General features: G+C 61.3%; 19 protein-coding genes. 8 read left to right on the plus strand and 11 right to left on the minus strand.

What is annotated here, in order from left to right:
- The first annotated feature begins 40 nt into the window (after positions 1-40).
- From DevBK_RS09665 to DevBK_RS09675, 3 genes are all read left to right on the plus strand, one after another.
- Positions 41-2122: a S9 family peptidase gene (locus tag DevBK_RS09665; protein ID WP_317185271.1), complete on the plus strand. Its 2082-nt coding sequence runs from the start codon at positions 41-43 to the stop codon at positions 2120-2122.
- A 101-nt stretch (positions 2123-2223) separates the two neighbouring features.
- Positions 2224-2832 (plus strand): superoxide dismutase, encoded by a 609-nt coding sequence (locus DevBK_RS09670; protein ID WP_061907939.1) that lies wholly within the window; start codon positions 2224-2226, stop codon positions 2830-2832.
- Between the two features lie 357 nt (positions 2833-3189).
- Positions 3190-3738: a two-component system response regulator gene (locus DevBK_RS09675; RefSeq protein WP_162243229.1), complete on the plus strand. Its 549-nt coding sequence runs from the start codon at positions 3190-3192 to the stop codon at positions 3736-3738.
- A 161-nt stretch (positions 3739-3899) separates the two neighbouring features.
- Here the strand turns inward: DevBK_RS09675 and DevBK_RS09680 are convergent, their stop codons facing one another.
- Together DevBK_RS09680 and DevBK_RS09685 are read right to left on the minus strand one after the other, a co-directional pair.
- Positions 3900-4454: a hypothetical protein gene (locus DevBK_RS09680; RefSeq protein WP_317185272.1), complete on the minus strand. Its 555-nt coding sequence runs from the start codon at positions 4452-4454 to the stop codon at positions 3900-3902.
- Between the two features lie 2 nt (positions 4455-4456).
- A complete protein-coding gene (locus DevBK_RS09685; RefSeq protein WP_061907936.1) occupies positions 4457-5962 on the minus strand; it encodes a helicase HerA-like domain-containing protein in 1506 nt (501 codons plus the stop codon).
- Positions 5963-6098: 136 nt separating this feature from the next.
- Here DevBK_RS09685 and DevBK_RS09690 point away from each other — a divergent pair, with 136 nt between their 5' ends.
- Positions 6099-7382 (plus strand): TIGR03808 family TAT-translocated repetitive protein, encoded by a 1284-nt coding sequence (locus tag DevBK_RS09690; RefSeq protein ID WP_317185273.1) that lies wholly within the window; start codon positions 6099-6101, stop codon positions 7380-7382.
- A 115-nt stretch (positions 7383-7497) separates the two neighbouring features.
- Here the strand turns inward: DevBK_RS09690 and DevBK_RS09695 are convergent, their stop codons facing one another.
- Positions 7498-8496 carry an asparaginase gene (locus DevBK_RS09695; RefSeq protein ID WP_317185274.1) on the minus strand — a complete coding sequence of 333 codons (999 nt, stop codon included), beginning with the start codon at positions 8494-8496 and terminating at the stop codon, positions 7498-7500.
- 118 nt (positions 8497-8614) lie between these two features.
- Positions 8615-8953, minus strand: a complete 339-nt coding sequence (locus DevBK_RS09700) for an SH3 domain-containing protein (protein ID WP_317185275.1) — start codon at positions 8951-8953, stop codon at positions 8615-8617.
- 191 nt (positions 8954-9144) lie between these two features.
- Here DevBK_RS09700 and DevBK_RS09705 point away from each other — a divergent pair, with 191 nt between their 5' ends.
- Complete coding sequence (locus DevBK_RS09705; protein WP_317185276.1) at positions 9145-10008, plus strand: NAD(P)-dependent oxidoreductase; 864 nt, start codon at positions 9145-9147, stop codon at positions 10006-10008.
- 294 nt (positions 10009-10302) lie between these two features.
- The gene (locus DevBK_RS09710; protein ID WP_317185277.1) at positions 10303-10590 is read left to right on the plus strand and encodes a GIY-YIG nuclease family protein; all 288 of its coding nucleotides are present in this window, start codon (positions 10303-10305) and stop codon (positions 10588-10590) included.
- Between the two features lie 329 nt (positions 10591-10919).
- Here the strand turns inward: DevBK_RS09710 and rhaM are convergent, their stop codons facing one another.
- The 6 genes from rhaM to DevBK_RS09740 all read right to left on the minus strand — a co-directional run bounded on the left by rhaM (position 10920) and on the right by DevBK_RS09740 (position 16923).
- Positions 10920-11252: an L-rhamnose mutarotase gene (rhaM, locus tag DevBK_RS09715; protein WP_317185278.1), complete on the minus strand. Its 333-nt coding sequence runs from the start codon at positions 11250-11252 to the stop codon at positions 10920-10922.
- Positions 11249-12250 carry an ABC transporter permease gene (locus DevBK_RS09720; protein ID WP_317185279.1) on the minus strand — a complete coding sequence of 334 codons (1002 nt, stop codon included), beginning with the start codon at positions 12248-12250 and terminating at the stop codon, positions 11249-11251. Before DevBK_RS09720 ends, rhaM begins: the two co-directional genes overlap by 4 nt.
- A 187-nt stretch (positions 12251-12437) precedes the next feature.
- Positions 12438-13418 (minus strand): ABC transporter permease, encoded by a 981-nt coding sequence (locus DevBK_RS09725; RefSeq protein ID WP_317185280.1) that lies wholly within the window; start codon positions 13416-13418, stop codon positions 12438-12440.
- Positions 13415-14920, minus strand: coding sequence for a sugar ABC transporter ATP-binding protein (locus tag DevBK_RS09730; protein ID WP_317185281.1), 1506 nt, complete (start codon positions 14918-14920; stop codon positions 13415-13417). The genes DevBK_RS09725 and DevBK_RS09730 overlap by 4 nt, the downstream gene beginning before the upstream one ends.
- A 190-nt stretch (positions 14921-15110) precedes the next feature.
- Positions 15111-16097: a rhamnose ABC transporter substrate-binding protein gene (rhaS, locus tag DevBK_RS09735; protein ID WP_317185282.1), complete on the minus strand. Its 987-nt coding sequence runs from the start codon at positions 16095-16097 to the stop codon at positions 15111-15113.
- A 31-nt stretch (positions 16098-16128) separates the two neighbouring features.
- Positions 16129-16923 (minus strand): DeoR/GlpR family DNA-binding transcription regulator, encoded by a 795-nt coding sequence (locus tag DevBK_RS09740; RefSeq protein ID WP_061907925.1) that lies wholly within the window; start codon positions 16921-16923, stop codon positions 16129-16131.
- Positions 16924-17269: 346 nt separating this feature from the next.
- Here DevBK_RS09740 and DevBK_RS09745 point away from each other — a divergent pair, with 346 nt between their 5' ends.
- Together DevBK_RS09745 and rhaI are read left to right on the plus strand one after the other, a co-directional pair.
- A complete protein-coding gene (locus tag DevBK_RS09745) occupies positions 17270-19366 on the plus strand; it encodes a bifunctional rhamnulose-1-phosphate aldolase/short-chain dehydrogenase (RefSeq protein ID WP_317185283.1) in 2097 nt (698 codons plus the stop codon).
- 155 nt (positions 19367-19521) lie between these two features.
- On the plus strand, positions 19522-20811 hold the full coding sequence (gene rhaI / locus DevBK_RS09750) for an L-rhamnose catabolism isomerase (protein ID WP_317185284.1): 1290 nt from the start codon (positions 19522-19524) through the stop codon (positions 20809-20811).
- Between the two features lie 212 nt (positions 20812-21023).
- Here rhaI and DevBK_RS09755 read toward each other — a convergent pair whose 3' ends face one another.
- A complete protein-coding gene (locus tag DevBK_RS09755) occupies positions 21024-21485 on the minus strand; it encodes a DUF5680 domain-containing protein (protein ID WP_317185285.1) in 462 nt (153 codons plus the stop codon).
- Positions 21486-21504 lie beyond the last annotated feature (19 nt).

Genomic DNA, 21504 nt, shown 5'->3' on the forward strand with positions numbered 1-21504 from the left:
GTCCTAGGCACCACTCCTGCCTCCAAAGCGGAATAACTTCATGACCAAGACCACCCCGCCCCAAGCCAAGCGCGTGCCCCATAGCCATACACATCATGGCGTGACCCGCGAGGATCCCTGGGCGTGGCTGCGCGCCGACAATTGGCATGAGGTCATGCAAATCCCGGAAGCACTCGATCCGGAAATCCGCTCCTATCTCGAGGCCGAGAATTCTTTTTACGAAGACCAGTTCGGCAAGCCAACCGCTGAGCTGCAGGACAATATCTACAAGGAAATCCGCGGCCGCATCAAAGAAGACGATAGCGGCATCCCATCGCCCGATGGCCCTTGGGCCTATAATTCGCGCATGCTCGAAGGCAAGCAGTACCCGCAGGTCGTCCGCACCCCGCGCGACGGCGGCCCGGAAACCGTGCTTCTCGATTGCAACATCGAAGCCGGTGACGGCTATTTTGGTTTTGCCGGCGCCGATCATGACGCCTCGCACCGCTATCTCGCTTGGGCAGCCGACCGCGCCGGCTCGGAATATTATGACATCGTCATCCGCGATCTCGAAACCGGCGCGGATAGCCCGGAAACCATCGCCGACACCGCCGGCTCCTATGTCTGGAGCAACGATTCCAAGGCGATCTACTACACCGAATATGACGACAACCACCGCCCCTACCGCATCCGCCGCCACACGATCGGCACGGAGCAATCCGCCGACCCGATCATCTACGAAGAAAAAGATCCCGGCTTCTTCGTTGGCGTCGGCAAGACGCAAAACGACAAGTTCATCATCATCGACGCGCACGATCACCAGACTTCCGAAGTCTATCTGATCGACGCCGAAACTGGCGGCGAGCCGCGCCTCGTCTCCCCCCGCCTCACCGATCGCGAATACGATGTCGAAGAGCGCGATGGCCTCCTCTATATCCGCACCAATGCCGACGGCGCCGAAGACTATAAAGTCGTCACCGCCCCTCTCGACAATCCTGGTTCAGAAAACTGGACCGACTTGGTCCCGCACGAAGCCGGCACGCTTATCCTCGACACCATCGTCCTCAAAAACCATCTCCTCCGCCTCGAACGCCGCGACGGCCTGCCGCGCATCGTCGTGCGCGATCTCACTTCCGGTAAGGAAGACGTCGTCCGCTTCGAAGAAGAAGCCTATTCGCTCGGCATGTCGGTCGGCTACGAATTCGACACCACCGTCTTCCGCCTCTCCTATTCCTCGCCGACGACGCCCAACCAGGTCTATGACGTCGACCTCGCGACCGGCTCGCGGACCCTACTCAAGACCCAGGAAGTCCCCTCCGGCCACGACCCGGAGAAATACGAAACCCGCCGCATCTTCGCCAAGGCTGCAGACGGTGCCGAAGTCCCCGTCACGCTCCTGTACAAAAAAAGCACGCCGCTCGACGGCACCAACCCAACGCTCCTTTACGGCTACGGCGCCTATGGCATGTCCATGCCCGCGAGCTTCTCCGTCTCGGTCCTCTCCCTCGTCGATCGCGGCTTCGTCTATGCTATCGCCCACATCCGCGGCGGCATGGACAAGGGCTACGCCTGGTACAAAAACGGCCGCCACGAGCACAAGACCAACACTTTTTCCGACTTCATCGCCGCCGCCGAAGCGCTGATCGAGGCCGGCTACACACAAAAGGGCAAAATCGTCGCCCAGGGCGGCTCTGCCGGCGGCATGCTGATGGGCGCCATCGCCAATATGCGCCCCGATCTCTGGGCCGGCGTCATCGCCCAGGTCCCCTTTGTCGACGTGCTCAACACCATGCTCGACGACACATTGCCGCTCACCCCGCCCGAATGGCCCGAATGGGGCAATCCGATCACGTCGGAAACGGACTACACCCGCATCGCCGCGTATGCGCCATATGAAGCCGTCTCGGCTCAAAACTATCCGCCGATCCTCGCCCTCGCCGGCCTTACCGATCCGCGCGTCACCTATTGGGAACCGGCCAAGTGGGTCGCAAAACTGCGCGCAACCGCGACGGGCACCGCGCCATTATATCTCAAGACCAATATGGGCGCGGGCCATGGCGGCGCTTCCGGCCGCTTCGATCGCCTCAAGGAAACCGCCGAGTGTTATGCCTTTGCGATAAAGTCGGTAGGATTGGACTGTTAGTTCCCGCCCCGTCATTGTTGCGCCAATCGAGACTGCCTATAACCAATCCGTAATTCCTGTTTCGCTTCAGCGTCATCCTTTTTCAGAAACGGAGACTATCCATGTCCACCAAGTTCACCCTGCCGCCCCTGCCCTATGCTTACGATGCGCTCGGGCCCTACATGTCCGCCGAAACGCTCGAATTCCACCACGACAAGCACCATCAGGCCTACGTCACCAATGGCGAAAAGCTGCTTGAAGGTTCGGGTCTCGAAATCCTGCCGCTCGAAGACATCGTCAAGGAAAGCTTCGGCAAGAATGCCGGCCTCTTCAACAATGCCGGCCAGCATTATAACCACGTCCACTTCTGGAACTGGATGAAGCCCAACGGCGGCGGCAACAAGCTCCCCGGCAAGCTTCAGGCGGCGGTCGATTCCGATCTCGGCGGCTTCGACAAGCTCCGCGCCGATTTCATTCAGGCCGGCACAACCCAGTTCGGCTCCGGCTGGGCCTGGATCGCCGTCAAGAACGGCAAGCTCGAAATTTCCAAGACCGCAAACGGCGAATCTCCGCTCGTTTATGGCGGCAAGCCGATCCTCGGCGTCGACGTCTGGGAACACTCCTATTACATCGACTACCGCAACGCCCGCCCGAAATACCTCGAAGCCTGGTTCGACAATCTCGTGAACTGGGAACACGTCGAGTTGCTCTTCGAAGAAGCCACGGCCTGATTTCCATCACCGGCTGTCACCCCGGCGAAAGCCGGGGCCCATCCTGAGATTTCAGAGAAAGCCCGCCCGCGCAAGCTGGCGGGTTTTCTTTTAGTCCAGCGCCCCCTTCCCGGCCTCCCCCATCAAGGGGGAGGTGTCGCATCGAGTGTGTGGCACGCTTCGTCCAAAAGCACCGGCCCGCACCTCCCCCTTGATGGGGGAGGTTGGGAGGGGGTGTCTTTGGCAAACACGAAAAGCGTTTTCGCAAACCCCTCTCGCCGTTAACTTTCCCAACAATTCCCACTGCTTAGCGGAATGCAACGCTTCCAGCGCGATTCAGTCCGTGTTAACGGATTGTTTACTAACCGGGGAAAAGCGTTGACGACAAAGCCGAAAACAGTGGCCGTATTGGCCGCTAACCCCGCATTGACGTCCGTTCTGACGATGGTCCTCGCCGGCGACTCACGCCTGCGCGTGCGCCCGTTCGAAAGCGAAGGCGAGCTCTTCGCCTATATGCGCATCGCCCCGCTCGATATGCTGGTGGTCGATTTCGATCGCGACGGTCGCCCGGCCTATGAAATGGTCGAAGCCATCCGCCTCGACCCCACTTTCGTCAGCCGCGACCTTCCGGTGATCGCGCTTACCCGCGCCATCACTCCGCCCATGCGTCACCAGTCGATCAGCGCCGGCATCGACGAGGTCCTCGTCAAGCCCATGTCCCCGCGCCACCTGTTGCAGCGCGTCCAGGCCCGCCTCATCAATCGCAGCGTCGTCGGCCTCCTCGGCAACGGCTACCGCGGCCCCGACCGCCGCGACCGCGTCCCCATGCCAAAACCCCAGCCGAGCCCGACGCGCCGGACGACGGACAATGTGGTCCCGCTATTCCCCAACACCCGCCGGCCCATGCATCCGGGCCTTGAGCCTTAATCGGGTAAGGCCCCCTCACCCGCCGGCTACGTCGTCGACCTCTCCCCCAAGGGAGAGGTGAGAGTTCCCTTAGTCGCGCAGCGACATCTCTCCCTTTGGGGGAGAGGTCGGCTTGCAAAGCAAGCCGGGTGAGGGGGCCTTCCCATTATCAGCCCAGATCCCTAACGTCTCTCCAGCACCCAACTGACCTTGTGCCAGAGATCCTCGACATTATCCGCAAACTGGATATTGCGGTCATACCCAGCCACAGAATGCGACAGCACGTCGCCGGCAAAACCCTTCACCACCTCAAAAGCCCGGTGCCGGTTGAGCATTACGACGGGCTTGGGCTTCCCCTGCCCTGCCGCCCAGGCACCAAACAGCGAACTTGCCGAAGCTAGCGAGCCCGGCAGAGCCAGCAAAACCTGCGCTTCCTCGGCCAAGAGCGCGTGCCGCGCCGCCCGATCCTCCACGACCCGCACCGGCACCCCGGCCAAAGTCGGCGGCACGTTTACCTCTTCATCCGCCAGGATCGACACTGGCCCGCCCGCCGTCCGCGCCGCCGTCATCAGCGGCAACGGACACACCCCATTCTCCCAGAGGCACAAAAGCTGCGCGCCGCGCCGGGCAAACAGCGTCCCCGTCTGGCTCATCAGGCTCGCGCGTTCCGGATCGCCCGGCCCCTTGTCCGAAGCGAAAATGCCGATAACCGGTTGGGTCTTGGAGAGATCGGCCATGGTCATCGTCCCTTGAGGCTGCCGAGAATGCCGCGCACGATAGCGCTGCCGAGCCGATTGGCCACCGTCCGCGCAAACGAATTCATCGCCGCCTCTGCCGGCGTCTGCCGGCTCGTTCGCCGCGGCTGGGTCACGCGCTCTTCGCGCGCCGTCTCCCGCGCCATCTGATCGGCCCGCGCCCGGTCCTCGGCATCGTATTTGGCCCGTTCATCCGACAATTGCCGATCGCGCGCCCGCTTTTCCAAAATCTCGAAGGCCGACTCGCGATCGACCACCGTGTCATAGAGACCGCCAACCGGCGAATTGGCGAGCGTCGCATCGCGCTCTGCCGGATTGAGCGGGCCCACCTGCGCTGAAGGCGGCCGGATCAGCGTCCGCCCCACCATGGATGGCACGCCCTTATCCTCCAGCACCGATACCAAAGCCTCACCGATCCCAAGCTGGGTAATCACCTCTTCGGTCGAAAAGGCCGGATTGGGGCGGAAGGTTTCCGCTGCCACCTTTACCGCCTTCTGCTCGCGCGGCGTATAGGCGCGCAGCGCGTGCTGCACGCGGTTGGAAAGCTGCGCCAGCACATTTTCCGGAATATCGATCGGATTCTGCGTCACGAAATAAACGCCGACACCCTTCGATCGAATGAGCTTGACGACTTGCTCGACCTTGTCGATCAGCGCCTTGGGCGCATCGTCAAAGAGCAGGTGCGCTTCGTCGAAGAAGAACACCATCTTCGGCTTCTCCGGATCGCCCACTTCCGGCAGCTCTTCAAACAGCTCGGACAGCAGCCACAATAGGAACGTCCCATAGAGCCGTGGCGAGGCCATCAATTGATCCGCCGCGAGGATCGAAATGAATCCGCGCCCGTCACTATCGGTCCGCATCAGGTCGGCAATTTCGAGCGCCCGCTCGCCAAAGAAATGGTCGGCGCCCTGTTGTTCCAGCACCAGCAGCGCCCTTTGGATCGCGCCGATCGAAGCGGTCGAGACATTGCCATAGCGCCCCGAAATCTCTTTGGCCCGCTCCTGGAGATTGACCAGCAGCGCGCGCAGATCCTTCAGATCGAGCAGCAGCAGCCCTTCTTCGTCGGCGACGCGAAATGCAATATTGAGCACGCCTTCCTGCGTATCGTTGAGATCGAGAATGCGGCTCAGCAGCACCGGCCCCATCTCGGAAATGGTCGCGCGCACCGGATGCCCCTTGGTCCCGAACAGGTCCCAGAACACCACCGGAAAAGCGTCATTGGCATAATCGGTAAAGCCGATCTCTTCGGCGCGCTTGGTCTGCCACTCTTGGATCGGCTGGCCCTTCGCGACCCCTGAAAGATCGCCCTTGATGTCTGCCGCAAAGACAGGCACCCCCGCCGCCGAAAATCCCTCGGCCAGAGCCTGCAGCGTCACCGTTTTGCCCGTGCCCGTCGCCCCGGTCACCAGCCCATGCCGATTGCCATATTTGAGGCTCAGATATTCCGGCCGCGTGCTCGTCCCAAGATAGATCTTACCGTCAACGAGCATTGCATGCCTCTCCCTAAAACCATTCCCCCGTTATAGCCGCGCCGTCGTGGGGCGAACAAGGCACGGAAGAATGGCCCCGTTCACCAATTCCCCCGCTTTTCCTCGCGCCGTGCCCGAAAGCTGGCACAATAGAATTATGCGCCAAGAAACAACGATTTCCCGCCGCCACGCCGTTCTCGGTCTCTCCGCCCTCGCTGCGGCCGCCTCCGCGCCGGTTCAGGCGCAAACGGCCGATCTCGTGCCCGATGGCGAGAGCGATCAAACCGCCGCTCTTCAGGCCGCCATCGACGGCGCTGTCGGCAAGCTCACCCTCCCCGCCGGCCGCTTCCGCGTCGGCCAGATCAATCTCAAATCCAATTTCACGCTTGAAGGCGTGCCCGGCGCCACTTGGCTCGTCGCCTCCGGCGGCCCTGCCCTCGTCATTTCCAACCAGCAAAGCACGATCGTCCGCGACATCGGCTTTACCGGCAATAGCGGCACCGACCCGCTCTTCGGCATCGAAACCGGCACCGACGTAACCGTCGAGCGCTGCCATTTCACCGATGGCTCGAGCATTGCCCTCGGTATGCATGCCAGCGCGGTCCGCATCAGGGATTGCGTCTTCCTCAATCACGCCGATTGCGCCATCCATTCGCTCGAAAGCACGGGCTCGCTCATTTCCGGCAATCACATCGATGGCTGCGGCAATGCCGGCATCCGCATCTGGCGCGATACCAAGGGCGTCGATGGCTCGATCGTCACCAATAACCGCATCGCCAATATCGATTGGAAAGCCGGCGGCAATGGCCAGAACGGCAATGGCATCAATGTCTATCTCGCCGACGAAGTGATCGTTTCGGACAATCACATTAGCGATTGCGCCTTCACCGCCGTGCGCCTCAACACCACCAAAAACACCGTGGTCTCGGGCAATCAGTGCCGCACCTGCGGCGAGGTCGCGATCTTCTCCGAATTCGGCTTTTCCGGCTCGATCATCGCCGAAAACCTCATCGACGGCGCCGCCACAGGCATCTCGATCACCAATCTCGACAGCGAGGGTCATCTCGCCACTTGCGCCAACAATATCGTGCGCAATATCTCGCCCAAGTCCGAGGTCAACCCGGACACCGTCCCGGTCGGCATCTATGTCGAGGCCGAAGTCTCGGTCACCGGCAATGTCGTCGAAAACGTCCCCGGCGTCGCCATCGCCGCCGGCTTCGGGCGCTTCATGCGCTCGATCGTCATCGCCAACAATGTCGTCTATTCGAGCGATGTCGGCATCGGCGTCACCGTCGCCGACGATCCCGGCCCGGTGCTCATCGCCAACAACATGATCTACGAGCCCAAAGTCGGCGAAATCGTCGGCCTAGAATGGACCAAGATCACCGAACCCGACCTCCGCGCCGCAGCGGACAAATATCCGCATGTGACGATCAGGTAGTGCCAAGGCGCTTCCCCTGAAGAAGAGGCGTCACTCCGTCATCAACGCACTCACCCACCTCTCCCTCTGGGGGAGAGGTCGACGCGAAGCGTCGTGGTGAGGGGGCCTTCGGCAGTCACAGAACCGCCCGCATCTCCCCCACCACCATCTTGCGCACATTCACCGTCGGCTGCCTAACAAACTGCTCCAACACCTTGCGCTGCCCCTCATCCGGCTCGGCAAACTTCAGCAACAGTGCCGCGACCATCGCCTGGCTCGCCGCCATATTGCCGTCGTCGCATTTGAGCGCATAGCCCCAGCCCTTGTCGCGGATGGCGCCGCATTGCACGCCTTCGGCCCCGCCCTTTTGCATGACGCGGCCGCCAAAAGCTTCCATCACCAGCGTATCAAGATGCCCTGTCCCCGCCACGAGAAGCGGATGGGTGGTCGCCGCATCGAACAGCGCCTGCGCTCCCGCCGCGTGGCCGGCATCGAGCCTGTTCCCCGTCGCCATCCGCGCAAAGCCATGCGCCCAGGCCCGGATCGGCGCCGCCCATGTCGGGATCGAACACCCGTCCGTGCCGCAGCGATCCTCGGTCAGCTCCTCGCCGATCACCAGCTCCACCGCCGCCCGCACCGCGCGCTGCACATCGTGCTCGCGGCTGACATAGCCTTCCGTCGGCACGCCCATGGCCAGCGCCACGCTCAGCATCCCGGCATGCTTGCCCGAGCAATTGTTATGGAGCGCACTCGGCTCCTCATGCCTTTCGCGCAGGGCCTCGCGCGCCGCGCCATTGGTCGGCTGGTGCGCGCCGCATTCAAGCGTCGCTTCTGACAGGCCCATGCGCTGCAAGAATCCGCCAACCCGGCTCGTATGCACCTCTTCGCCATGATGCGAAGCGCAAGCCAGCGCCAGTTCTTCGGAAGAATGATGAAACCGTTCCACCGCATGCCGGTCGAAGATCGCGAGGGCCTGCATGGATTTGATCGCCGAGCGCGGAAAGACCGGCCGCTCGATATCGCCTGCCGAGGCAATCACCCGCCCATCGGCATCAATCACGACAAAAGCGCCGCGATGGCGATTTTCCACCCAATTGCCGCGCACGGCTTCGGCGAGAACGGGATTGGCATCCATAAAAGAAAACTCCGGTCCTGATTGCTCTTGAGGAACAATCAGCGACCGGAAAAGTCAATGCATGGGGAGGTCAGTACACAGTCACTAAAATCAGCCGATGGAGGGGTCGGCCTAAAAATCAAATATCTCTGCCGCCGAGCGGTGAGAGGTAGCGAGAGTTCACCCAACCGCGCGTCTCGTCATTATCGACAAGGCACCAGTCCGAGCTTTTCGCTACCTCGATACAACGCTCGACCCAAACCGGAGTTCCCGGCCCAAAGCTGCCGACTTTGCGCGAATAGCTCGCCGGCCATTTGCGCACCTGCAGCACATCCCAGGGCGCAACGCGCGACACCTGCGCCGGCTGGCCCACATCATAGCCCGCCGCCATGACGGGCTGCACCACGAACCCGGCCGTCACCGCGATCACGAGACCACAAAGCGTGGCGACCAAAACCTTTTCCTGGCGCTTGTTCATGTTCGTCCCCCGACGATCAAATTCATCATGGCGTTAGACTGGCCCCCTCCGTTTGAACTTAGCCTGATGGCCCCGTTCAGTTTCCGTTCATACGCGCGAGACAGCGCTCCCTGTTGGCAAGGCCGGCAATTCCGCCTAACCTTCTCCCAATAGTCGCGCAGAAAATCCGCGTGGAATTTGAGGAGGTTCGGATGAAAAAGGTTCTCGTCACCGGGGGCAGCGGCAAGCTCGGCCGCGCCGTGCTGCGCGATCTCGTGGCCCATGGCTATGACGTGCTCAATGTCGATAACCAGACGCTCTCGGACCCGATCTGCCCCTCGGTGCGCATCGACCTCACCAATTTCGGCGAAGTCGCCTCGGCCATTCTCGGCGGCGTCGATGAGCGCGGTGGGCCCTTCGACGCCGTCGTGCATCTTGCGGCCATTCCCGCGCCTGGTCTCGCCGCCAATGCTAGGACATTCGCCAACAATGTCCCGACGACCTACAATGTCTTCGAGGCCTGCCGTCTGGCGAAGATCAAGAACGTCGTCTTTGCCTCGAGCGAAACCGTTCTCGGCCTGCCCTTCGACACACCCCCGCCCTATGCGCCCGTCGACGAGGAATACTTCCCCCGCCCCGAAAGCGCCTATTCGCTGGGAAAATTGCTCGACGAAACCATGGCCGCCCAATTCTGCCGCTGGGACCCCGAACTCCGCATCGTCGGCCTGCGCTTTTCCAACGTCATGTACCCCGAAGACTACGCCGCCTTCCCCGGTTTCGACAGCGACCCGAAAAAGCGCAAGTGGAACCTCTGGGGCTATATCGACGCCCGCGACGGCGCCCAAGCCGTGCGGCGCTCGCTCCAGGCCGACTTCAAGGGTTTTGAGGCCTTCATCATCGCCAATGCGGATTCTGTGATGACCCGCTCAAATACCTCGCTCCTCGCCGAAGTGTTCCCCAATGTTCCCCAAAAGGGCAACATCTCGACCAATGGCACGCTGCTATCGATCGAAAAGGCCAAGCGCATGCTGGGCTATTCGCCGCAATATTCCTGGCGGAATGAGATGGGGAAGTAGATCAGAGCGACGATCCGTTGAAGAGGTAGGTGGGGGAAGCGACCCTCGGGTCAAGCCCGAGGGAAATGCAGTAATAGTAGATAATCGGGGGTGACAGCCGATAAACACCGCTAGCAGCCGCGAAAGTTTGGTTTGAACTCCAAATCGCCCCACCCACCTACCTTCCCTCGGACTTGATCCGAGGGCCTTCATGAGAGCCACAGAAGTAATGTTAAGGCCTACACTTGGCGGACATCTCAAATACAACGCACAATCTAGCATTGACCCACCCGCCATTTGGACCTGAAATCAGGCATGGCGTGGCTCTACATCATGGCGGAGCGCAAGTTCGGCACGATCTACATCGGCGCCACCAGCGACATCGTCCGCCGTGTCTGGGAACACAAAAACGATCTGGTGCCGAGCTTCACCAAAAAGTACCAGTGTCACCTCCTCGTTTATTACGAGGAGCACCAAGAAATGGGCTACGCGATGCAGCGCGAGAAGACCATGAAACACTGGCTGCGCGCGTGGAAAGTTGCGCTGATCGAGAAAGACAATCCGGAATGGGACGACCTCTATCTCGGTATTTTGCCCGGCTGACAATTCAAGTCGGCCCCCAATCCAACCACACCCACCCATCTTCCCTCGAACCTGATCCGAGGGCCTCCGCGGGAGCCACCGCACTCGCGCGCAGGGGTAGGGACCCTCGGGTCAAGCCCGAGGGAAGACCGGGGATGGTTTGGTATATCCGGGAAGATGCAGACATGATTGTGGACGTGTCACTCACGACGTCCGGCGCGTCCCAATCCAACCTACCCACCATTCTTCCCTCGGACTTGATCCGAGGGCCTTTGCGGGAGCCACCGCGCCTGCGCTCATGGGCCGCGACCCTCGGGGCAAGCCTGAGGATTATGGATTAAGTGGACCCCTTACTTCATCCAAAACACCGGCAGTAAATCTACCGATACCGGCTCGTTCTTCTCATTTGTCGCCATGATGTCCGCCATATGCGCCCACCAGCGCTTCATGACGTCCGTGTTCGGCAGATCAGCCATCGTGTGATCCACCCGCCGCCACAAGACGCCAAAGAGCGTGTTGGTCTCTTCGTCCAGATGGATCGAATAGTCCTTCACGCCCGCTTCGTGCAGCAGGTCGACGAGTTCGGGAAATATCTCGTCGTGACGCTTTTTATATTCCGCCGTCATCCCCGGATTGAGCCGCATCTTGAAGGCGTGCTTTTCGTAGCCGTTGTCGGTGATCATGCGCGTCTTTGCCTCCACATGCGGAACAGGATCGGCAGCGCGATCACGACGATCAGCAGCGAGCCGATGAAGATCGACATGACGATCCCCGGCACGTTGAGGAGCCCCAGCCCGAAGGTCACGAGCCCCATGATCAGCGCCGCGAGCACTACGCCGATGATCGTGCCGGAACCGCCGAGGATGGAAACACCGCCCAAGACCACCATGGTCACCGCCTCAAGCTCAAAGCCTTCGGCAATCGAGGGCCGCGTCGACCCCAGTCGCGCCGTCAAAAGCACCGCCGCGATGCCGCTCATTAGCCCTGTCAGGCAGAATAGGACGAATTTGATGCGGTCGACGCGCACGCCAGAAAAACGCGCCGCCGTCGCATTATTGCCGATCGCATAGACCCGGCGCCCGAAATTGGTGTGCTGCAGCAGCACATAGAAAATGACGGCCGCGACAACAAACAGCACCAGCTCGAACGAGATGACCCAGAACACATAGCCCTGACCAAACCACGAGAAACTCGCCGGATAGCCCTTAAAGCTCTGATCGCCCAAAACGATATAGGCGATGCCGCGGAAAAGGCTCATCGTACCGATGGTGACGACGATCGAGGGCAGCTTGAGCCCCGTCACCAGGAACCCGTTGAACGCCCCGCAGAGCACCCCGACACCGATCCCCACCATCACGAGCACGGGCGTATCCGCCCCCGCCTGCAGCGCCAGACCCATCATGGTCGAAGCGAGCGCAATGATCGAGGCGACGGACAGATCGATCTCGCCGGTGATGATGATCAGCGCCATGGCAAGCGCGATCAGCGCCTTTTCGGTGAAGTTGAACGTCATATCGCTCAAGCTCCACTCATTGAGGAAGTAGGGCGATGCGAAGGAATTGGCGATGAAGATGGCCAGCGCGACGAGCACCAGCAGGCTTTCCCAACTGAGCACAGCGGATTTCAGCGGCTTGTCGAGCCGGTTCGGAAGCTGACGGCCGGTTGCAGGGAAATCGGTCATGAAGGGGCTCCCGGCGTGAGAGTGGAAATGGATGGGTTTATGGGTGCCATCCCCCCCTCCCAACCTCCCCCATCAAGGGGGAGGTGCAAGGCCGGTGGGGGGCACAAAATCTCATCCCAAACTGGATGCAACACCTCCCCCTTGATGGGGGAGGCCGGGAGGGGGTGGCGCGATGTCGAAGTTACCCTCATGCCCCCGCCTCCGCCTTCTTCAAAATAATCCGCCCCTTGGTCCGTTCGCTCCGGCCGTTGAGCACCACGGCAATCAGGATCGCCGCGCCCGAAATCGCCATCTGCCAGAAGGGCGAGACGCCGATCACCGGCAATGCATTGTTGACGACGCCGAGGAACAGCGCGCCGAGCAGCGCACCCGCCACCGTCCCGATGCCACCGGCAATCGACACGCCACCGATGACGCAGGCCGCAACGATGGTCAGTTCATAGCCACCGGCCACTTCCACTGAAGCGATCACATAGCGCGAAATCCAGAGATAGCCGCAAAGGCCCGAAATGGCCCCGGCCAGCACGAAGGCGAGAAACTTGGTCCGCCCGACATTGATGCCGGTATAGACGGCCGCCGTCGGATTGACGCCGATGGCGTAAAAGGCCCGGCCCTGCGGCGTGCGCGTCATTAGGAGATAGACGAGCCCCGCGACGACCACGGCAAACCACGAGAGGATCGGCAGCCCAAGGAAAGACCCGCGCTGAAGCTGGATGAATTCCTGGCTCATCTGCGCCGCGTTGACCCAGGCGCCGCCCGAAATCACGAAGACGAGGCCACGGAAAATCGTCAACGTGCCGAGGGTGACAACGATCGGTGGAATATCGAGCTTCCACACCAAAATGCCGTTGAACGCCCCCAGCGCCGCGCCAACCACGACGCAGCCGGCAATTAGCAACGGGATCGGCACGCCGGGCGCTGCCGCATTGATCATGGCCACGACCATGCCCGTCAGTGCCAGGTTCGACGCCATCGAAAGATCGATCGAGCGCGTCAGGATGACGGCCATCTGCCCCAGCGCCAACATCATCAGGATCGACGTGTCATTGAAAATGGTGAGCAGATTGCCCGGCTGGGAAAAGCGCGGAAAGCGCAGCGTCACCAGCACGATGACGGCGAGAATGCCGAGGGCCAGCCAGAGTTCGCGGGTTTTCAGCAGCCGGTTCATGCCGCCTTCTCCTCAGCAATGCCAGCCGCCAGACGCACCAGCGTCTCGGGCTGCAAGTTGGTATTGTCGAGGATATCGACCATCAGCCCCTCGCGCATGACGACGACACGGTCGCTCATACCCAAAATTTCCGGCAATTCGGACGACACCATGATCACCGAGAGCCCCTGGCTCACCAGTTCGCCCATGAATTCGTGCACGGCCGCCTTCGAGCCGATATCAATGCCCTTAGTTGGTTCATCGAGAATAATCACCTTGGGCAGCGTCGCCAGCCACTTGGCGATAACCACCTTCTGCTGATTGCCCCCTGACAGCGTCGAGACGTTCTGGCTGAGCGACGAAGCGCGGAGATCAAGCCGCTCGGTATAAGTCCGCGCCAGCTTGTATTCTTCCGCCATGCGGATGAAGCCTTTTGAGCTAGTCTTATCAAGGCTCGGTAGCGACACGTTTTTGAAAATCGGCTCGCCGGTGATAACGCCCTGCTTGCCGCGTTCCTCGGGCACATAGACGATGCCGGCTTCCACCGCATCCGCGGGCGACCGCGGCGCGATCGTCTTGCCATCAAGCACCATGGTGCCGCCCGAGACTTCGGTCATCCCGAAGACCGCCTGCATCACCTCGGAGCGCCCGGCGCCCACGAGGCCATAAAACCCAAGAATCTCGCCCTTCCGCACCGAAAACGAAATGTTCTCGAACTCGGTGGGATGGCTCAGCGCGGTCACCTCGAGCACCGGCGCCCCAATGGTCGCCGCGCGCGTTGGGAAAATCTGATCGACTGACCGGCCGACCATCATCTTGACGATCTCGCTCTGCGGCGTATCCCTAATAAAGCCCTTGCCCACCATTTCGCCATCGCGAAACACGGTATAGCGATCGGCGATGCGATAGATCTCGTCGAACTTGTGCGAGATGAAGAGGATCGCCTTGCCGTCCTTCTTGAGGAGTTCGACGAGCACATAAAGCTCCTCGATTTCCTTCTGGGAGAGCGCCGCGGTCGGTTCATCCATGATCACGACCTGCGCATCGACGCTGAGCGCCCGCGCCACGGCGACCAGATGCTTCTTGGCAATCCCAAGTTCCTTGAGTGGAATATCGGCGTCGATCCCGGCCGCCATGGAATCGAGCGTCTTCTGCGCCTCCGATTTCATGGTTTTCCAGTCGATCATGCCGAAGCGATTGCGCGGCGCATGCCCGAGATAGATGTTCTCGGCCACGGTCAGCTCATCGAAGAGCACTGTTTCCTGATGGATCGCGGTAATCCCCGCCGACGTCGCCGAAATCGCCGTCGGCAGCGTCACGATCTTGCCCCCAACCCGGATTTCGCCCGCGTCCGGCTGGTAGATCCCGGTCATGGTTTTCACCAGCGTCGACTTGCCGGCGCCATTCTCGCCGATCAGCGCCGTCACCTCACCAGGATAAAGCTCCAGCGCCACATCATGCAGCGCCCGCACACCGGGGAAGGTCTTGGTGATACCCGAAAGGGTCAGGATGGGGTCGGTCATTTTTTTATTCCTTGGCGTGGTGGTGGTCTCGCCACGCACTCGGTCCAGTCCCCTCTCCCTCTGGGGGAGAGGATCACCGAATTCGCTCTTGCGAATTCGGTTGGGGTGAGGGGGCCCTCCTGTTTCGGAAAGGCCCCCTCACCCGCTGCTTCGCATCGACCTCTCCCCCGGAGGGAGAGGTGAAGAAAGATCAATAGATCTTCGAGAACTCTTCGATATTGCTCTTGTCGAACTGGAAAGGGGCAGCCATGGCGGCCGAGTTCGTGTCGTCGAGCGTCACTTCGCCGACCTTGCCGATCGAGAAGACTGCGCCTGGCTTGGCTTCTTCGCCCTTGACGAGGTCATTGGCGAGGTAGACGGCCGAGTAGCCAAGATCGATCGGGTTCCACAGCGCCACGGCCTGGCTCGCGCCATTGTCGATGAACTGCTTGAACTCGGACGGCAGGGCGAGGCCGGTGACATTGATCTTGCCGATCAGGTTCTGGTCAGTGACGACCTGAGCCGCAGCAACGACGCCAACGGTGGTCGGCGCGATGATGGCCTTGAGGTTCGGATAGGCCGAGATCAGGCCGCGCGATTCTTCGGTCGACTTCACCGAGTCATCATCGCCATAGACGGTCGCGACGAGGTTGATGTTAGGGAATTTTTCCGGAATGACAGCCTTGGCCGCTTCGATCCAGGCATTCTGGTTGGTCGCGGTGGAGGCGGCCGAGAGAATGGCAACATCGCCGCCCTCAGGCAGATAGTCCGCCGCGAGCTTGATGATGGTTTCGCCGATCAGCGCGGTTTCCGACGGGTTGAGGTGGATCTGGCGTCCTTCGGGTGCAACGCCCGAGTCCCATGAGATCACCTTGATGCCGCGATCCATGGCGCGCTTCAGCACAGGCACGAGAGCATCCGGATCATTGGCGGAGATCGCGATGGCATCGACCTGCTGGGCGATCAGCGAATTGACGACTTCGATCTGGGCTTCGGCGGTCGCGGTGGTCGGGCCGGTATAGATGACTTCGATGTCGCCGAGTTCCTTGGCCGCGTCCTGTGCGCCCTTGTTGGCGGCGTCGAAGAAGCCGTTGCCGAGCGATTTTACCACGAGCGCAATGCGCGTCTGGGCAAAGGCCGGCGTCGCTAGAAGGATGGCGGCAGCAGCGGTAGCGGCCATCAGTTTAAAGAGCTTCATAAATTCCCTCCCTGGGATTTTCAGATATGTCTCAAGCCACGGCGGCCTGAGCAGGCGTCTCCACGACGATCAACCGCACTCCCGCCGTTTCCAGCATCTGTCGATCTTCATCGCGGATGCCGGCGTCGGTGATGACAGCGGCAATCTTGTCGAGGCCGCACAAGATCAGACTTGAGCGGCCGGTAAATTTGGAAGAGTCGGCAAGAACGATCAGCTCGTCCGCCTGCCCGATCAGCCCCAGCTCGGACTGCACAACCATGGGGTCGGCCTCCATCAGCCCATGGGCGCCGATCCCCTGGCAGCCGATGAACATGCGCTTGGCATAGAAGTGGCTCGCCACCACGCCGCCAAAGGGCGAGAGGATGACGTTCTGCTCGCGATAGACCGTGCCGCCAGGAATGACGACGGGATTTCGCGAATTGTGGATGAGGAATTCGGCGATGGCGAAGCTGTTGGTGAAGACGCTGACGCGCTTGGTCGTCAGGTGATGCACCATCTGATAGGTCGTCGTGCCGCCATTGATGATGATCGGCTCGCCGTCATTGCAAAGATCGGCCGCCGCTTTCGCGATTGCGCGCTTCTGAGCGATATTGATCGTTTCATTGACCGAAAATGGCCGCCCGACCAAGCCACCCTGCGATGGCGGGTTGATCGCCTCGGCCCCGCCCCGCACACGCCGCACCTTGCCCTGCTCGTCGAGCGCGGCAATGTCCCGGCGAATGGTCGCTTCGGAAGAGCCCGTCAGATCGCACAGGTCCGCAACCGTCACCATGGCATGGGACTGGGCGGCGGCGAGAATAACGCGATGGCGTTCCGTTTCGTGCAATGCTGATACTCCTCAGGCGCAGTGCTTTCATTCTTTCCAAGCAGAGTCAATCAGCATTTTGCCATTTACAATCATTTTCGCGCACATCTGATGATTGATGATCGTTTGTGATTGACAGCGTCAACCGTTCTATGGCCATGTCCGCGCCAAACGAATGTGTTGCCGGCTTTCGGATCACCCCTCGAGAGCGACCAAACACACGATTGTCACCCCGGCCTCGAGCCGGGGCCTATCCTGAGATCTCAAGATGGATCCCCGCCTGCGCGGGGATGACAGCCGGTGGGTGGGGCAAACTCCGCAACCCTGCGCTTCGCATCGAGGCGCCACCACTTCGGGAGGAATCTTCATGTCCACCGCGCCCAAGCGCCTTGAAAACAAGTGGGACGACGCCAAGGCCGCGTCCATGACCGAGCCGGAGCGCCTCGTCTATCGCTCCAACCTCCTCGGGTCCGACAAGCGCGTCACCAATTATGGCGGCGGCAACACGTCCTCCAAGATCATGCAGAAGGACCCGCTGACCGGTGAAATGGTCGAAGTCCTCTGGGTGAAAGGTTCGGGCGGCGATAGCGCCTCGATCAAGCTCGATGGCTTTTCGACGCTCTATATGGACAAGCTCCGCGCCCTCAAGGGTCTCTATCGCGGCGTCGAATTCGAAGACGAAATGGTGGGCTACCTGCCGCACGCGACGTTCAATCTGAACCCCCGCGCCGCTTCGATCGACACCCCGCTCCATGCCTATGTGAACCACCCGTTCGTCGATCACATGCACCCCGACGCGATCATCGCCATCGCGGCTTCCAAGAACTCCAAAGAACTGACCAAGCAGATTTTTGGCGATTCCATCGGCTGGCTCCCCTGGAAGAAGCCGGGCTTCGAGCTCGGCCTCTGGCTCGGCAAATATTGCGAAGAGAACCCCAATTCCAAGGGCCTGATCCTTGAGTCGCACGGCCTCTTCACCTGGGGTGACACCCCCAAGGAATGCTACGAAACGACCATCGGCATCATCAATCAGGCCATCGAATGGTTTGAAAAGGAAACCGAAGGCAAGGTGATCTTTGGTGGCGCCGCCACCCAGTCGCTCGATGCCGACGCCCGTCGCGCTGTCGCTGCCAAGCTGATGCCAAAGATCCGCGGCTTCATCTCCGAAGACAGCCACAAGCTCGGCCACTTCGACGACTCGGCTGCCGTGCTCGAATTCGTCAATTCCAAGAACCTGCGCCCGCTGGCCGCCCTCGGCACCTCGTGCCCGGACCACTTCCTGCGCACGAAAATCCGTCCGCTGGTCATCGACTTCGACCCGGCAAACCCCGATGTTGACGCCGTGATCGCCGGCCTTGATGCCCAGATCGCCGCCTACCGCGTCGACTACCAGGCCTATTACGATCGCTGCAAGCATGACAACTCGCCGGCCGTTCGCGACCCGAACGCCGTCGTTTACCTGATCCCCGGCGTCGGCATGATCACCTTCGCCAAGGACAAGGCCACCGCCCGCATTTCCGGCGAGTTCTATGTCAACGCCATCAACGTGATGCGCGGCGCCTCGACCGTCAGCGAATATCAAGGCCTTCCCGAGCAGGAAGCCTTCGACATCGAATATTGGCTGCTTGAAGAAGCCAAGCTTGCCCGTATGCCGAAGCCAAAGTCGCTCGCGGGCAAGATTGCCCTTGTCACCGGCGGCGCCGGCGGCATCGGTAAGGCCACCGCTGCACGCCTTCTCCGCGAAGGCGCCTGCGTCGTCCTCGCCGATATCGACCAGACAGCCCTCGATGGCGCGACGGCCGAACTCTCCGGCATTTTCGGCAGTGATTTCGTTCGCCCGGTGAACATCAACGTCACCAAGGAAGAGCAGGTCCTCGCCGGCTTCGCCCACGCCGTGGTCGAATTCGGTGGCCTCGACATCCTCGTCAGCAATGCCGGTCTGGCCTCCTCGGCCCCGATCGAAGACACCTCGCTCGAACTCTGGAACAAGAACATGGACATCCTGTCCACGGGCTATTTCCTCGTCAGCCGCGAAGCCTTCCGCCTGTTCCGCCAACAGAAGATCGGCGGCAACGTCGTCTTCGTCGCCTCCAAAAACGGTCTCGCCGCTTCGCCCAACGCTGCCGCCTATTGCACCGCCAAGGCCGCCGAAATTCACCTCGCCCGCTGCCTCGCCCTCGAAGGCGCGGAAGCACAGATCCGCGTCAACGTCGTCAATCCTGACGCCGTGCTGCGTGGCTCGAAGATCTGGGCCGGCGAATGGCTCGAGCAGCGCGCATCGACCTACAAGACCGACAAGGACGGCCTTGAAGAGATGTATCGCCAGCGCTCGATGCTGAAGCGCTCGGTGTTCCCGGAAGACATCGCCGAAGCCATCTACTTCTTCGCCTCGGAAGCCTCGGCCAAGTCCACCGGCAACATCATCAACGTCGACGCCGGCAACGCCCAGTCGTTCCCGCGGTAAGCAACAGCAAGGCCCCCTCACCCGCCGCTATGCGGCGACCTCTCCCCCAAGGGAGAGGTGGGGGGGCTCCCCGTCGCGCAGCGACACCTCTCCCTCTGGGGGAGAGGTCGGCCGAAGGCCGGGTGAGGGGGCCTTATTCCCTGGAGGAGCAAAAAATGACCGAACACATCATCGACCCATCCATCGTCGAAGCCGACAATTCCAAGCGCGAAGCCGATCTCCGCCGCGATTACGAAACCCTGGGCGAACGCCTAGACCGCCGCGGCATCGCCATCGACGCCATCAAGGCAAAAGTCGCAAAATTCTCCGTAGCCGTCCCCTCCTGGGGCGTCGGCACCGGCGGCACGCGCTTTGCGAAGTTCCCGGGCAAGGGCGAACCGCGCGATATCTTCGATAAGATCGAAGATTGCGCCGTCATCGCCCAGCTGACCCAGGCGACCAAGACCATTTCGCTCCACATTCCGTGGGACAAGGCCGATCCGAACCGTCTGAAGCAGGCCGCCAGCCGCTTCAACCTCGGCTTCGACGCCATGAACTCGAACACCTTCTCGGACGCCAAGGGCCAGATGCAGAGCTACAAGTTCGGCTCGCTCTCGTCCTATGAAAAGGCGACCCGCGATCAGGCGATCGAGCACAATCTCGAATGCATCGAGATCGGCAAGACCATCGGCTCGAAGGCCCTTACCATCTGGGTCGGCGACGGGTCCAACTTCCCCGGCCAGGTCAATTTCGCCGACCAGTTCGCCAACTATCTCGACTCGGCCAAAGCGATCTACGCCGCCCTGCCGGACGACTGGAACCTCTACACCGAACACAAGATGTATGAGCCGGCCTTCTATTCGACGGTCGTGCAGGATTGGGGCACCAATTACATCATCGCCAAGGAACTCGGCGACAAGGCCCTTTGCCTCGTCGATCTCGGACACCACGCCCCGAACGTGAACATCGAAATGATCGTCTCCCGCCTTGCCCAGTTCGGCAAGCTCGGCGGCTTCCACTTCAACGATTCCAAGTATGGCGACGACGATCTCGACGCGGGCTCGGTCGATCCCTACCGTCTGTTCCTCGTCTTCAACGAACTCGTCGACATCGAGAACCGCGACAGCGATTTCCACCCCGCCCACATGCTCGACCAGAGCCACAATGTCACCGACCCAATCGAGTCGCTGATGCTCTCAGCCTCCGACGTCCAACGCTCCTACGCCCAGGCCCTCCTCGTCGACCGCGCGACCCTCAAAGCCGCCCAGTCCGACAATGACGCCCTGACCGCCACCCAACAACTCCGCCACGCCTTCCGCACCGATGTCGAGCCGATCCTCGCATTGGCCCGCCTCGAAGCCGGCGGCGCCATCGACCCCCTCGCCGCCTACCGCGCCAGCGGCTACCGCGCCAAGGTTGCCGAAGTGCGCCCGGCTGTTGAGGGCGGTTCGGGCGGTATCGTCTGATTTTTGCAGGCTCTGAACTAAAAAGGCCCGGCGATCAGCCGCCGGGCCTTTTTGTTTGGCTCGCGCCCCCTCACCCGTCTCGGCCTTTGGCCGATCCACCCTCTCCCCAAGAGGGAGAGGAATAAAGGCCCCACCTCTTATTCTTCTCCCCCTCGGGGAGAAGGTGGCGCGCAGCGCCGGATGAGGGGGATGCCTAAACACCCACAACACCCCTACCCCCGCACCAGCCCCCCAAAATAATCCAACCCATAAGCCGCCACCCCCTCCACCAAGATCACCTCCCGCCCCCGAAACTGCCCAACGCCGCCCTCGCTCCAATCGCGATAAACCCCGAACGCGCCCACCCACTCAAACCCACCTAAAAACCGCCCCTCCGCATACATCGCCGTCAGCGCGCCCTTGATCGTCGCCCTGGTCCGCTCCGCGTCGATCAGATCCGGCCGGATCACATAGCCATAATAGTTCATCGCCCAGACCGGATCGGCGAGGTGCCACACCACTTCCTGCCCCAGAAAATCGGTGCCGCCAAAATAGCTGTCGAGGTAGCGCCACGGCCCCTCGCTCCAGCCAAGATCATGCGAGCCCGGTCGCGACGCTGGCGCTTTCACCCCGCCCCCGACATAGGTCGCCGCCTTGGCCCGTACGATGACGGCGTTGAGTTCGTCGCTGGTCATATCCGCTCCATCCATGATG

Source organism: Devosia sp. BK, from assembly GCF_032907385.1.
In the GTDB taxonomy this organism is placed as follows: Bacteria; Pseudomonadota; Alphaproteobacteria; order Rhizobiales; family Devosiaceae; genus Devosia.